This is a genomic window from Marinobacter sp. MMG032, assembly GCF_040112695.1.
GTDB lineage: Bacteria > Pseudomonadota > Gammaproteobacteria > Pseudomonadales > Oleiphilaceae > Marinobacter > Marinobacter salsuginis.
The window spans coordinates 287206-301515 of record NZ_CP157802.1 but is presented as its reverse complement, the minus strand read 5'-3'; the positions used below and the strand labels follow the sequence as shown (position 1 = coordinate 301515).

General features: G+C 57.9%; 14 protein-coding genes. 11 read left to right on the top strand and 3 right to left on the bottom strand.

From position 1 onward, the window contains the following. Positions 1-2 precede the first annotated feature (2 nt). The 10 genes from gspF to gorA all read left to right on the top strand — a co-directional run bounded on the left by gspF (position 3) and on the right by gorA (position 8389). Positions 3-1214 carry a type II secretion system inner membrane protein GspF gene (gspF, locus tag ABNF92_RS01405; RefSeq protein WP_064227996.1) on the top strand — a complete coding sequence of 404 codons (1212 nt, stop codon included), beginning with the start codon at positions 3-5 and terminating at the stop codon, positions 1212-1214. Between the two features lie 68 nt (positions 1215-1282). After that, positions 1283-1735, top strand: coding sequence for a type II secretion system major pseudopilin GspG (gspG, locus tag ABNF92_RS01400; protein ID WP_064227995.1), 453 nt, complete (start codon positions 1283-1285; stop codon positions 1733-1735). 6 nt (positions 1736-1741) lie between these two features. Then, on the top strand, positions 1742-2272 hold the full coding sequence (gene gspH, locus ABNF92_RS01395; protein WP_349343230.1) for a type II secretion system minor pseudopilin GspH: 531 nt from the start codon (positions 1742-1744) through the stop codon (positions 2270-2272). Continuing rightward, positions 2269-2643 carry a type II secretion system minor pseudopilin GspI gene (gene gspI / locus ABNF92_RS01390; RefSeq protein WP_069185279.1) on the top strand — a complete coding sequence of 125 codons (375 nt, stop codon included), beginning with the start codon at positions 2269-2271 and terminating at the stop codon, positions 2641-2643. Before gspH ends, gspI begins: the two co-directional genes overlap by 4 nt. Further along, positions 2643-3419 (top strand): type II secretion system minor pseudopilin GspJ, encoded by a 777-nt coding sequence (gspJ, locus tag ABNF92_RS01385; RefSeq protein WP_349343229.1) that lies wholly within the window; start codon positions 2643-2645, stop codon positions 3417-3419. The genes gspI and gspJ overlap by 1 nt, the downstream gene beginning before the upstream one ends. A 6-nt stretch (positions 3420-3425) precedes the next feature. Then, positions 3426-4430, top strand: coding sequence for a type II secretion system minor pseudopilin GspK (gene gspK / locus ABNF92_RS01380; RefSeq protein WP_349343228.1), 1005 nt, complete (start codon positions 3426-3428; stop codon positions 4428-4430). Between the two features lie 2 nt (positions 4431-4432). Further along, positions 4433-5737 (top strand): type II secretion system protein GspL, encoded by a 1305-nt coding sequence (gene gspL, locus ABNF92_RS01375; protein WP_349343227.1) that lies wholly within the window; start codon positions 4433-4435, stop codon positions 5735-5737. A gap of 4 nt (positions 5738-5741) precedes the next feature. After that, positions 5742-6272 (top strand): type II secretion system protein M, encoded by a 531-nt coding sequence (locus ABNF92_RS01370; protein WP_349343226.1) that lies wholly within the window; start codon positions 5742-5744, stop codon positions 6270-6272. Between the two features lie 56 nt (positions 6273-6328). Then, complete coding sequence (locus tag ABNF92_RS01365) at positions 6329-7000, top strand: GNAT family N-acetyltransferase (protein ID WP_064227988.1); 672 nt, start codon at positions 6329-6331, stop codon at positions 6998-7000. 27 nt (positions 7001-7027) lie between these two features. After that, on the top strand, positions 7028-8389 hold the full coding sequence (gene gorA, locus ABNF92_RS01360; protein WP_349343225.1) for a glutathione-disulfide reductase: 1362 nt from the start codon (positions 7028-7030) through the stop codon (positions 8387-8389). Between the two features lie 106 nt (positions 8390-8495). On the opposite strand, the gene ABNF92_RS01355 is transcribed toward gorA, so the two are convergent. From ABNF92_RS01355 to ABNF92_RS01345, 3 genes are all read right to left on the bottom strand, one after another. Next, the gene (locus ABNF92_RS01355) at positions 8496-10370 is read right to left on the bottom strand and encodes an ATP-binding protein (protein WP_349343224.1); all 1875 of its coding nucleotides are present in this window, start codon (positions 10368-10370) and stop codon (positions 8496-8498) included. Continuing rightward, positions 10363-11253, bottom strand: coding sequence for an ABC transporter substrate-binding protein (locus ABNF92_RS01350; protein WP_349343223.1), 891 nt, complete (start codon positions 11251-11253; stop codon positions 10363-10365). Before ABNF92_RS01350 ends, ABNF92_RS01355 begins: the two co-directional genes overlap by 8 nt. 119 nt (positions 11254-11372) lie before the next feature. Beyond that, the gene (locus tag ABNF92_RS01345) at positions 11373-13523 is read right to left on the bottom strand and encodes a TonB-dependent receptor (RefSeq protein WP_349343222.1); all 2151 of its coding nucleotides are present in this window, start codon (positions 13521-13523) and stop codon (positions 11373-11375) included. Positions 13524-13654: 131 nt separating this feature from the next. On the opposite strand from ABNF92_RS01345, the gene ABNF92_RS01340 reads away from it, so the two are divergent. Beyond that, a complete protein-coding gene (locus tag ABNF92_RS01340; protein ID WP_349343221.1) occupies positions 13655-14299 on the top strand; it encodes a J domain-containing protein in 645 nt (214 codons plus the stop codon). Positions 14300-14310 lie beyond the last annotated feature (11 nt).

Below are 14310 nucleotides of genomic sequence, written 5' to 3'. Positions count from 1 at the left end.
CCATGCCTGCATACGAATACAAGGCGCTTGATGCCCGCGGCAAGCAGAAACATGGTGTGGTCGAGGCGGATGCCCCGAGAGCCGTTCGCCAGCAGTTGCGGGAGCGCGGCCTGACGCCACTGGCGGTTGAGCCGGCAGCGGAAAAGCAGGCCCGAAGCAATCCCCTGAGCAGCCGGGGCTCCCTGGCGGCTGCCGATCTGGCCCTGGTCACCCGCCAGCTGGCAACGCTGATTCAATCGGGTATTCCCATCGAGCAGGCGCTTTCTGCCGCCGCGCAGCAGTCCCCGAAGCCAAGAATTCGCAGCATGCTGATCGCTATCAGGGCCAAGGTCATGGAAGGTTACACCCTGGCGGACAGCCTCGGGGAGTTCCCGCGCGCGTTTCCGCGGCTTTATCGGTCCACCGTTGCCGCAGGCGAGCACGCCGGCCATCTGGACCTGGTGCTCAACCGGCTGGCGGATTACACGGAAAGCCGTCAGGAGGCACGCCAGAAGATTCAGCTGGCGGCAATCTATCCCATCATTCTGAGCATCGTCGCCATAGCCATCGTGGTGTTCCTCCTCACCTATGTAGTGCCGGATATCATTGATGTGTTTCTCAAGCAGGGGCAGGAGTTGCCAACGCTGACCATGGCGATGCTGGCAGTGTCGGAATTTCTGGCGGATTACGGTGTCTACCTGTTTATACTGCTGGTTGCGGCGCTGATGGTGTTCCGTTTTTTCCTGACCAAACCCGGGTTCCGGCTGCGGTTTCACAAGCGTCTGCTACATCTGCCCCTGTTCTCCGGGATGGTTCGCGGGGTAAACACCGCCCGGTATGCCAGCACCTTGAGTATTCTGACTACCAGTGGTGTGCCGCTGGTAGAAGCGATGCGCATTGCCGGTGAGGTGCTCTCCAACGATTTTCTCAGGCAGGAATTGAGGGACGCGGCCAGGAAAGTGAGTGAAGGCGGCTCGTTGCACCGTTCCCTGGATCAGACCGGGTATTTCCCGCCGATGATGCTGCACATGATCGCCAGCGGAGAGGCCAGTGGTGAACTGGATAGCATGCTGGAGCGGACCGCCCGAATGCAGGAAAACACCCTGCAGTCCAAGATAGCCGCGATCGTAGGGCTGTTTGAGCCCATGATGCTGCTGGTAATGGGCGTAGTGGTGCTGATCATCGTGCTGGCGATCATGTTACCGATACTGAATATGAGTAATCTCGTGGGATGACACCCATGCCGGATTGTCAGTAGACGAATCCGAACCGAAAGCAATCAATGCCAATGACGAGTGAGACAATGACCATCAAGAAACTCAACACACACAACCACAGCCGCGGCTTCACCCTTATCGAAATCATGGTGGTGATGGTGATCCTCGGCCTGCTGGTGGCCATCGTGGCGCCAAACATTATGGGCCGTAGTGATCAGGCAAAAGTCACCGTGGCGGAAACCCAGTTGAGCAACATTGCCAATGCGCTGGACCTGTATCGCCTGGATAACAGTCATTACCCGTCTACCCAGCAGGGTCTCGAAGCGCTGGTTTCCAAGCCCAGCGGTAGCCCGGAACCGAAGAACTGGAACGCGGATGGTTACCTCAAGAGCGTGCCGGAAGATCCCTGGGGATCTGAATACCAGTACGTGAGCCCGGGTACTGAAGGCCCCTATGATCTGTATTCCTATGGCTCTGACGGCCAGGAAGGCGGCGACGGCGATGCCGCCGATATCAGTGTCTGGGATACCGAAGGCTAAATAACTGTGCAGGTCAGCTCCCGACAGACCGGTTTCACCCTGATTGAGATACTGGTGGTCCTGGTGGTTGTGGGTCTGCTGGCATCCCTTGCCGTGTTTACCATGGGAGGGAGCTCTCAGCAGCGGGAACTGGAGAACGAAGTCAGGGAGCTGTATCTGCTCATGCAGACGGCGTCTGAGCAGGCCGTGCTCAACAACCTGGAACTGGGCTTGAGGCTTGAGGATGACGGCTACCAGTTCGTAGCCTTCCAGGATCAGACCGGGGACTGGAAAGCCTCTGGCGAGCGCATGTTCCGGGCCCGTAGCCTTCCCGAATGGCTAACGGTTACCGAGTTTATCGAGAGCGATGCACCGAGGCTGGCGTCCTCTGAAGACACCTTGCTCCCGGACGTGGTGTTCTTTTCCAGTGGCGAGACAACACCGTTCGAGCTTGAATTCACCATCGGCAGCGGGTCTGACAACATACACGTCCTCGCCTCTGATGGTGTATCGCCCATGGAGTGGCGCAAGCCGGGCGATGAGGGGAGCAGCGGGTGAAAACGCAAAGCGGGTTCACGCTGATTGAAGTTCTCATCGCGCTGCTTGTCTTTGGTCTGATTGCAACTGCAGCAGCCGAAGTGGGGAGCCAGTACATTTCCAGCTACGAGCGGGTGCGGGATAAAACCCTTGCCAGCTGGTTGGCGGATAACCGGATCAATGAAATCCGCCTGCAGGAAACTATCCCCGGCATCTCCGAAAATTCCAAGGACACGGATTTCGGGCCCTATCGTTGGCGAGTGACCACGGCAATTCTCGCCACTGCCGAGGCCAAGATGCGGCGTGTGGAGGTCACGGTTGCCCTTTACCGTGAGGAAGGCGCGGCTCCGGTTCCGGTCCATACCCTGTCTGCTTTTGTGGGGGCACAGTGATGATCGCCCCAGCAAAGACCTCCCAACCGCTGCAACACGGCTTCACCCTGCTGGAGGTGTTGATCGCGGTCACCATAACCGCCTTCATTGGGCTGGGCGTGTGGCAGGTTATCAATGGGGTGGTCAACTCCCGAGATCGGGTGAATGAGCTGGCTGAACAGTTCGACGGCCTGCAGCGGGCCATGCTGTTGCTTGAGCGGGATATCATGCAGGTGGTAAACCGGCCGGCCAGGGATATTTACGGAGATTTCCAGCCGGCACTGTCGAGTCGTGATGATGATTTTTCCCTGGTGTTGACCCGTCAGGGCTGGCGTAACCCCCTTGGAATTCGCCGCAGTGGCTTGCAGCGTGTTGGCTGGGAATACACCGGCAGCGAATTACGGCGCCGGTACTGGCCTATGGTGGACCAGGGGCAGGAAGATGACAGCCGCGATGTGCTGCTTCTGGAGGGCGTAAAACGCCTGGAAGTGCGGTTTCTGGATTCCAACCGAAGCTGGCAGCCGCAGTGGCCCACCGATGAAGTCATGGCCGGATTGACCCCGGGCAGCCGCCCGGATGTTCCGTTGCCACTGGGTATGGAAGTGACTCTGGAGCACGAGCGTTTTGGCACGCTGGTACGGACCTTTGCCCTGCCGGATTTTGATCCGGCGGTCGCCCAGGGTGCGCTGAACCAGGCAAACCAGGCTGCCAGTGAGGCGGAAGAAGAAAGCACCGAAGAAGAAGGAACGACAGAACAACCCGGTGAAACCACCGGCGCAACGGGGCAGGGAGGCTAGGCCAATATGGTGCAGATCCCGGCTTTTCCAAACCGTCAGCGCGGCGTTGCCCTGATTATGGTGCTGCTGGCCATGGCCCTGGTGGTCATGTTGGCGTCAGGCATGACCCAGCAACAAAGCCTCCGGGTGTTCAAGGCAGGTCACTACCTGGCACAGCAGCAGGGCCAGAGTATTGCGCTGGGTGCGGAAGCCTTTGCTCGCCAGATCCTGCGCAGGGATTACGACGAGGACAAGGAAGAAAACCTGATGGTCGACAGCCTGGACGAATTCTGGGCTGCCAATGTAGCCGTGTTGCCACTGGATGATAACGGCGTGGCCGAAGTTCAGATTGACGACCTGGGTGGTCGACTGAACCTGAATGATCTGGTCGGTGCCAATGGTCAGGTGGACCCTATTGTCAGGGATCGATTTGTTCAGTTGTTCGCTGCATTGGGGATTACGGCCGTTTCCGTGGACTCGCTGGTGGACTGGATAGACCCGAACGACCAGACGGTAACCGCTTATGGCGCCGAGGATGGCCAGTACCTTATGGCGGAGCAGGGATACCGCGCGGCGAATCAGCCTTTCACAACGGTGACTGAGTTACGCCTGATCGAGGGCATGACCGAAGAGATTTATCGCGCCCTGCGGCCCCACGTGACAGCACTGCCGGTAAACGGGGCGGGCATAAATGTGAACACCGCCACTGCCATGGTGATCCGCTCACTGCATGAGGAGCTGACGGACGCCCAGGCTGCGTCTATTCTTGAGAAGCGGGAAGAGGAACGGTTCGAGAACCTTCAGGACTTTATGGCATTACCGGAGTTCGCGGGCCTCGGGCTCAAATCGGTCGGCCTGGGGTTGCAGACACGGTTTTTTGAAGTTGCCTCGCGGATTACCTACGATAACCGTGTCGTGAATATGGTCAGTACCGTGTTCCGTACTCCGGAAGGGGAAGTCCAGACGGTTCACAGGGATACCGGGCAGAAGAACCGAATTACCAAAGAGCCCTTTACCATTTCAGAAGGATAATCATGTCTTATCGCCTCTACGTCCGTCCGATACCGCCGTTCGCGGACGCTGACCAGGATCCCGACGCCCAGATGTTCAATTGGGTGCTGCACGACGCCAGCGGCGATGCCCAGGCCCGGGGTGCCGGCGACAGCCGTGATGCCATCGAGCATACCCTGGGGCAGAATGCCCTGGATAACGTTCTGTTGATCGGCCTGATTCCCGGTGAGGAAGCGATTTATTGCCTGGCTGACATTCCCGCAAAGCAAAGTCGGTTTATCAATCAGGCCTTACCCTACGCCGTTGAGGAGCAGATTGCCCAGGACATAGATTCCGTGCACCTGGCGCTGGGCTCCCATACCGAGCATGGTTACCGGGTCGCTGCCATAGACCGTGAGCGTATGGGGCAATGGGTGCAGTTATTCAGCGGTTGGGAGCATCTCCGCCTGGATGCCATTTTCCCGGACGCCTCGTTGCTGCCCCGCACCGAAGGCGGCTGGTCAGTCTGTCTGGACGGCGAAACGGCCATGATGGTCAGCGAGCGGGGCGAGTGGTTGAGCATGCAGTCTGCCAATCTTGGTATGTTCGCCCACACCCTCGCGGCGCCATCCGCCGAAGAAGTGGTGGCGGAGATCCCGGTCACCGTGTACGGCACCGACGAAGAGTTTTATGTCCAGCAATCTGCACTTACCGAGTTAGCTGGCTCGGGGCGTCTTGCGGTTCGTCGGGAAACCCTGGAGCTCATGCCGCTGGAATTGCTCGCCTACGCCCATCACCATCATCTCTGCGAGCCGGTGAATCTTTGCCAGGGCGTGTTTTCGTCCAAATCGGGCAAAGCCAGCCCGCTGAAACCCTGGAAACCGTTGATTGCGGTGGCGGCAGTCTGGTTCGGCGTTCAGGTGGCGTTGAACCTGGGCATGGGGTTGTACTATCAGAATCAAGCGGAAGAGCTACAAAACGAGGCCATGGCAATCTATCGCGATGCTTTCCCCAATGACCGGCGTACTCACGCAGGTAATGTCCGGCGTGTGATCGAAGGTCAGTTGCGGGTGGCCGGCTCCAGTGGACCGGAAGTGGACTTTATCACCCTGATGAAATACACCGGCCAGCAATTTGCCCGCCTCCCGGGTAGTCAGGGGGTGAACTTCAATTCGGTGAACTACAGCCGCTCAAGGGGAGAGCTTATCGTGGATGTGCGAGCTGACAGCTACGATCGCCTGAGTGCCCTGCGTAACGGCCTCGCGAACCAGGGCCTGGAAGCGCAGATTGGCTCGGTCGTGAACGAAGCGAGCGGCGCCCGCGGCCGCCTGACGGTTTCAGGAGGTTAAGGCTATGCTTTCACGAATCAAGGATCAGCCGGCAGTCGGCAAGCTCATTGCACAGTATGATCAATTGCCCCGCCGCGACCAGCAGGCTCTGGTCGTGCTCGCCATCGCTGTTTTTCTTGGCATTCTGTATTTCGCCGTCTGGCGCCCGGCGACCGTATTCCATGATCAAGCGGAATCTGCCCGGAACAATGCCGGCGAGCTGTTGGCCTGGATGCAGGCAAATGAACAGACGATCCAGCGTTTGGGGAATGCCGGAGGTGCCAGCACGTCGGCGTCGGCAGACAAGCCTGCCGATGGCCGTGCCCTGATGGCCCTGGTGACCCGTTCCGCCGGTGAGGCGGGTTTGTCGCTCCAGCGGTTTGAACCTAGCGGGGAAGATGCAATCCGCGTCTGGATCGAGAACGCACCTTTTGCAGAGGTGGCGGCGTGGCTGGAGCGGCTGAATGGCAGCCATGGTGTTGTGATCGATCAGGCAGCCATGGACCGGGCAAGTGAACCGGGCCGGGTGTCCGTTCGTTTAACCCTGGCCATCTGATTCTGAAAACCAGATTCCGGGCCTTCCGTCCGGAACTGATGCAGGAGAGGGAAGCGATGAGTAACGGCAGCGACAACAAGAACAAATCCGAGCCAGCCATTGTTCGCCTGGACGAAACAGCGGTCAATGAAGCCAGATCCATTCTGTTTCACGCCTATCGAAACGAGCCGACGTTTCAGTACCTTTTTGATCATCGGCGTCCCGGTTACGATCAACGGGTTCGGGCAACCATACGGGAACTGATTGACCTGTATTTTGAGCTCGATCAGGAGGCCATCGGTGTGATGGTAGACGACACGCTGGTTGCCGTGGCGTTTATCGGGGACCCGGAGCTCAGGATGAACCTGGCCGATCAGCTCAGCTGGCGGATCCGTATGGTGCTGACCACCGGTTTTGCATCCACGCGCCGATACCTGGATTACCACCAGAAAATCCGGGACATGTTGCCACAGCCGTTGGCGCACCAGTTACCAATGATGGGGGTAAATCCGAAATACCAGAATCGCGGCTATGGCCGGCTGTTGCTGAAAACTGTTGAAAGGCTGTGTGCAGAGAACCCAAGGGGGAGCGGCCTGGTGCTTGATACCGGCAACAATCGCTATCTGCCTTTCTACGAGTCCGAGGGTTTCCGGAGCCTTGGCAAGATACAGCTCGGCGATTTCGAGGATCACGTGCTGTTCAGGGAAGTGCATCCGGAAAGTAAAACGGCCGCGCCCGGCCAAACCTGACTTTTTTAACGTTTAACGGGAGAAGCTGTGTCTGACCAGCAGGATTTTGATCTGATCGTTATCGGAGCCGGCTCTGGCGGTGTTCGTCTGGCCCGTATGTCTGCCCAAAGGGGCGCAAAAGTGGCCGTGGTTGAATCCCGGTACCTTGGCGGAACCTGTGTGAACGTGGGCTGCGTGCCCAAGAAGCTGTTTGTATACGGCGCTCATGTTCATGATGAGCTGGAAGACGCCGCAGGCTATGGCTGGCAGGTCCCTCTCGATGATGTCAGTTTCGACTGGCCAAAGCTGGTGGCGAACAAGAACGCCGAGATCGAGCGTCTGAACGGCATTTATGGCCGGTTGTTGGAGAATGCGGGCGTAACCATCATCGAAGGGACCGCGTCTCTGTCAGACGCCAACACAGTGGTGGTCGGCGAAACGTCTTACCGGGCCAGACACATCACTATTGCCACGGGTAGCTGGCCTGTAATTCCGGACGTGCCTGGCAAGGAATGTATTCTTACCTCCAACGAGATGTTCTACCTGCCACAGCTGCCGAAGCAGGCCGTGGTGTGGGGCGGCGGCTATATTGCCGTGGAGTTTGCCGGCATCCTGGCAGGACTGGGTGTTGAGACCACGCTGTTGTATCGCGGCGATCTGTTCCTGCGTGGGTTTGATAATGACATCCGCCGGTTCACGGAACAGGAAATGCGAAAGAAGGGCGTAAACCTGCGTTTTGGCGTGACCATTGAATCGGTTGAAGCCGAGAATGCCCATTACCGGGTACAACTGAACAATGGTGAAACCCTGGAAACCGGGCTGGTGATGGCGGCGACCGGACGCCGGGCGCTCGTCGACGGGCTTGGCCTGACCGATCTTGGTGTCCAGCTCAGCGCGTCAGGCCATGTTGTGGTGGATGATCATTTCCAGACCGCGGTGCCTTCCATTACCGCGCTGGGTGATGTAATCGGAACCCCACAGCTTACGCCGGTGGCTCTGGCCCAGGGCATGGTGTTATCCCGGCGATTGTTCGGGGATGGCAAAGGCGACATGGACTATTTCGCAATTCCAACCGCCGTGTTCTGTCAGCCCAACATCGGCACAGTGGGACTGACCGAGGAAGAGGCCCGGGAAGCGGGGCATCGTCTCAGGATTTATCGCTCCGAGTTCCGCCCGATGAAATACACCCTCAGTGGACGGGATGAGCGAAGCCTGATGAAACTGGTGGTGGATGATGAGACCGACAGGGTACTCGGCGCCCATATGGTCGGCCCGGACGCCGGCGAAATTACGCAGGGCTTGGCAGTAGCCATCAAGGCTGGAGCCACCAAGGCCCAGTTCGATTCTACCCTGGGCATCCACCCCACCTCTGCGGAAGAGTTTGTCACCATGCGGGAACCCGTCGCCTGATCCTGCGCCGGCGCCCGGGATGACGGCGCCGGCATTCTTCTAGAGCTGAATCCAGCGGCTCAGCACTTCCCGCAACATTTCCTTGCGGACCGGTTTGGCCAGATAGTCATTCATTCCACAGTCGAGAGCTCTTCTCGGTGCCGGGGAGTACATCGGCCGTCAAGGCGATGATCGGCGTGCCGATTTGGCCGTTACTCTGTTCCCATTCCCGGATAAACCGGGTTGCCTCATAACCATCCATCACCGGCATCTGGCAATCCATCAGAATAATGTCGTAACCCGTGTGATTGGTAGTGACCTTCTCAAGTGCTTCCTTACCGTTATTGGCGGAATCCGTCTGGAAGCCCAGCCGCTTGAGCATGGCCGTGGCAACGCGCTGGTTCACGGGGTTGTCTTCCACTACCAGGGCATGGCTGGTGCTGTTGATGGCTTCTCTGGGCGGCGGGCCGGAGGGCTCTGATTGGTTGGTCGGATTGGCCAACTCGAAGGGCAGTTCAAAGCGGAATGAAGAGCCTTTGCCCAGATCGGTTTCGACCTGAATGTGGCCACCCATGAGTTCCACCAGCCGTTGAACAAGGGACAATCCCAGGCCGGTGCCACCGAATCCCCGGCTGTTGCCATGGTCTAACTGTTCGAAGGAGTTAAAAATGTCCTGAAGGCGTTCCACCGGAATCCCGGAACCGGAATCGCTGATTGAGCAATTCAGGATAATGCAGTTGTCTTCCAGGGCAAAGAATCCCGCCTGGATATTGATGAAACCATCGCCGGTAAACTTGATAGCGTTGTCGGCCAATCCGGCAAGTATCTGACGCAGGCGTGCCGGGTCGCCGATCACCACCGGGTTGTCAGGCCAGTCACCGTAGAACTTGAGGTTGAGGGCCAGGCCCTGTTGTTCCGCCAGGTGCCGGTAGGTGGCGGTGCAGTTGGAAATCAATTCCCTGAGATCGAATTCCTGGCTCTCGAGCTTCAGGGTGCCGCTGTCCATCTTGGAATAGTCCAGGATATCCGCGATCACCGTGAGCAGATCCTCGGTGGATTGCCGGGCGGTGTTCAGGTACTCCCGCTGGCGATGGGTGAGCGGCTCTTCCTGGATCAGATCCACCATGCCAAGAACCCCGTTGAGAGGGGTGCGAAGCTCATGACTCATGGTGGCCAGAAACTCGGATTTTGCCTGGTTCGCCATTTCGGCTTTTTCCCGAGCGCTTTCAGACGCTGTGAGTGTCTGGTCACGAGCTGTTCTCAGGCCTGCGAGGTGTCGGGCAAGTTCGTTAAGCTGCTCCTCAATCGCCACGATCTCGCGGGAACTCTGGTGGGTGTTAAGGGCGCGTTCCTGATAGTCGCCGGCGGTCAGCTTTCCGATTCGTCCGGCAAGGTCCCGGATGGGCGCGAGGATGGTCCCCAGAAAATGGTTGATGATCAGAATGGTAAACAAAAGCAGGGCCACGCCTACGGCGATGGACGTCCAGAGAATATCCTGCCGCCTGTCGGCAAGGACATCGTGATCCATGCCCACCTGTACTGTGCCGACTCGCAGGGAGCCGGAGCCAAAGCCATAATCGGGTTCAAACCATTCCGCTGTTCGTTCCGAACCAAGCTCCAGGGGTTGCTGGAGAATGTCGGCCTCGAAAATCTGGTAGCGACTTGGCAAGTCACCGGCATTGACCGGTTGGTGGGAGACGAAACCAATCTGCTCTCCCATCACGTCTGAAACACGGATCCAGTCTGCGTTGCTGCGTCGCAGTGATTGGGACAGGATCTGATCCAATGCCAGAGTGTTACCCGAAACCACGGCGTACTCGAGCGCGGGCGCCAGGCTGTCCGCAAGCATCTGGCCGCTGTCTGACAAATCCCGGTGGGCGTCCTCCAGGCGCGCGGACGTAAAGAACACCATGAGCACGATGAACATGACAACGGCGGGGAGCGCACCCAGGAGCAAGAGCGTGCGGGAGAGGGGCCGCTGCTGTCTCTTGAGGTTACTCATCGGCCACCTCCCCATTGACGGTCAGTTGTCTGTCCACCCGTTGGGCAATGTCTTCACGGCTGGGAAGGGGTATGTTCAGGGAACGAGCAACCTGAGCGTTCACTTCAACCCGGAAGTTTTCCGGATAGGAGGGTGCCGGAAACTCTCCTGTCTCGAAATACGTGGTCAGAAACTCATCTGCCATCTCGATCATTTCCGGAAACGGCGCATAGCTGGATGCGAGTGATCCCGCCTTCACATAAGCTTGCGTTGGTCCAATGACGATCTGATTACGGCGATAAGCGGTCAGCAGAATATGTTTGATGGTTCTGGGGTTGTAGATGGCGCTGTCCGGGGCGGCTAACAGAAAATCACCGTAACCGAGAGCCCGGACGAGCGTGGGAATCAGCTTGTCGTCGTCATCGACAAGAAACAGCCGGGCCGACATGCCATAGGTCGGCAGCTTATCAATCAGTGGTTCGTAGAGTTCCACCGAATCTGCGGTTGCCAGCAGGGCTATCTTGGTAGCCTGTGGCAGGATGGCCTTTCCCGTCAGAGCCTGACGGATGAGAGGGACGTCATACAGAACGCCGGTGATCTGGCCGGGGGATCGGTCCGCAAAACCCGAAATGAAGGATTTATCAACCAGCAGCGCGAGAATGGGCGCGGAGCGATTGGCCTGCCGGGCGCGGGAGAAGGCGGAAGGTCCAGCAGTAATGATTGGTCCGGAATCAAGCGCGGCCAGCTGCTCGTCGGTGACCTCCACCAGGGAAATGGATGGCTCAAGCTCTGCTTTGAGGAGCTGCACGAGGTGCTGATCAAGTGGCGCGTTGCCCGAGCCGGCGAAGTAGACCGTTCTCGCCGTCGATTCCTGAGCGCTGACAAACGTGGAAAAAACGGCCAAAAGCAGAAACCACAGGGTCTTGTGAACAAGACCCTGGATTCGGCTTCCGGGCCGATTAGGGTGATTCGTGCCTGACCTTCGCTCCATACCGTCCAGGGCTCATGCTTTCCTTGTTAAATTCAGAAACGAATACCAGCCTCAACAAAGAACTGGTTGTGATCTTCAATCCGGTTATCCGGGCTGATCCATGGCTTGGCGTTAAGGTAATGCTGGATCGTCAATGCCAGCATATAGCTGTAATCTGTTTTGTCCACCCGGCGAGCCAAACGGAAATCGGCACGTTCGAACCGGGTTTCCCTGACTTCATTGGTCCAGTACATCGCCGCTGACGTCATGAAGCCCTTCGGTAGATCCTGGATCCAGGCGAAGCTGCCGGAATCGCGGGCGGACAGACGGGCCAGAAGATCGACAGCCCGTTCCTGTTTGTTCAGCGGGAGTGCGTTGGGATCACCCGTGTATCTGCCCTCCTGTTCAAGATAGGCGTAGGTGGCTCGGAGTTTGGTGCCTGAGAATTCCAGGGAGGTTTCCAGTTCGACGCCCTCCTGCTCCAGATCCACGTTGTTGGCGATATACCATTCTTCTTCGTTGATGACGCCGCTGATCATGTCGCGGAAGTCGTCATTGAAGTAGCGTACTTCCACGGAGAGCAGGGCCCTTTCCAGATGGAACTGCCCGAAGTAGCTGATTTCCCTGGAGGTGATCCATTCCTCCTCCAGCCTCTGTCCGTATGTGGATGTGGCTGGATCCAGGAGGTTTTCGACCTCGATTCGCTGGCCGTCCAATGCCTCGAAGGGTGGCTGAACATTGGTCGGCGTATAGCCCCAGTCCGGATTCTGTTCGAAGGCGTCCGGTGTGCGTACCGCCCGGGAAAACACAAACCGCAGGGCATGGTTATTGTTCAGGATGAAGTTCGCGGCGGCTCTGGGCGAGAAATAATCTTCATCGGTGGTTGTGGTCTGCTCCCAGTTGCCGCCTGCGTTGAAGGTCAGCCAGCGGAAAGGCGAGTACTCGGCGTTGGCGAATACCCTGGATTGGTAGTTATTCCCTTGCCCGTTAAAGAAGGTCTCAGAATTGAACGAGTCCTTGCGATAGCCCAGGCCAGAGACCAGCTTGAACTGATCGCTGAAAATGATGGTGTCCTGGAGCTCGATTTCCTGCCGGGTTTCTTCCAGGTCTTCATTCAGGTCAGCGATGAACGGTCCCTGGTCCTCTGGGAAGGGTGGGAACCCGGTCGGCAGCAGTGCGTTTATCTCCGCTGCAGGCGCGGCAACGGTCCAACGCTGGCGCTGCCGCTGATTCTGGTAACTGGCCTGGATATGATAGAAATGATCAGGCGAGGTCGCTCCATCGAACCGCACATGAAGGTAGTAATCGTCCATGATGATGTCCGGGTTTGTGGTGGCTCCCAGCTTGCCCGACTTCTCGAGATCTTCTTCATTCACTCCGTCCAGAACGCCTGCCCGGACGTCAATGGAGTGCTGGCGGTCGATGCGAAATACGCTGTCGAAATTGAAGCTGTTGATATCTTGGCCATCTTGGAAGGGGATTTCCTCTCCGCCATCAATTTGGTTGTCAAAACCGTTGGATTTCCGCTTTTCATAGGACAGGCGCCAGCTTTTATCGGCGTCGGCATCACCCACCGACGTAAACGTGCGCAGATGTCCGCGGGACCCGACCGAGGTGTAGGCTTCCACGCCGGCTGTATCCTGCGGCGAGCGGGTAATGATATTGATGCTGCCAAGAAAGGCATTGATGCCATAGGCGGCGGAATTCGGTCCCCGACTCACCTCAATGCGCTCAATGTTCTCCAGTGCCACCGGCATGCCCAGCCAGTCGACGTCGGCCAGACTGATTCGATAGGCCGTTCGCCCGTCAATCTGAACCTGCAGCCGGCGCTGCTCGTACTGGGAGGTACCGTGGTAGGTTGCAACCGGATTGGTGCTTCCCCAGTGGCCAACCACCATGCCGGGAACCAGCCGGAGTGCCTCTACGAGATTCATGATGCCGAGGTCGCGAATCATGTCTCCGGTGATGATCGTGGTGGTGCCGGGCACCCGGAGTTTTGACTGGCGCAATCGTGTTGTCGTCAGGACTTCGGGGATTTCGCTTTGTTCGCCTTCCAGGGCAAGTAAGCCGGGTATGAAATCAGGGGTATCGGTTTGGCCGGCTGCTGTGGTTGGTAGCAGAGCGGACAGGGCAAGGCTGAGGCCGAAGCACGCTGCGCGAGGATGGAGCTTACCCATCCTTGCCGTTTTGGTCGATTGATGCATGGTTGACGTTCTATAATCTGCCGAGAAAAACGGATAAAGCGGTTTTATTATCATTGGGTCCTATCGTAAGGGACTACAGACGTTTTGTCTCTCTTAAATGTAATGAATCTCGGCCCGGGAGTGGCAGCTGTATGAATTGTTGGGAAATCCTTGGAATTGAACCCACCGACGATCGTCGGAGAATCCAGGATGCGTATGAGCAACAGCTCAAATTTGCTTCGGAAAGCGAGGCAAGAAGCCTGGAACAGGCGTTTCGGGAAGCGGTGGGTGAGGCGCCAGCGCCGGCAACCCGGACTGCCGACACTGCACAGCCGGGCCAGACGACTCATGAGGTAGAAGAGGCAAGTGAACGTCCCCTGGATGCCAATGATGGGCAGGTGGTTCGTGAGGTTGTTATTCAGATCAAGGCACTGCTCAATGACTCATCCAGAAGCAAGGATGCGGGTATCTGGCAAGCCATTCTTTGCGAACCGCCTGCCGATCAGCCGCAATTGCGACGTGAAATCGGCAGGCAACTGGAGCCCCAGGTGCGACCAATGGCTGAAAACGGAACTTTTCCGGCCCCGGTTGCCCAGTTTCTGGGGGAGTGGTTTGACTGGTTCAGCATGGAGGAGGCTCCTGAAGTAGCCGACGAGCGTAACTACCCGGAACCCGGCATGGCAGAAGAGCAGGGTGACCAGCCTCCGCAGATGGTGAATTTCTGGCCGGCGGTTATTGGCTGGATTGTCGGCCTGGTGATCCTGGCCACGCTGTTTGGCGGAATGGGGGGCGGTTAATTCCGCCGTCC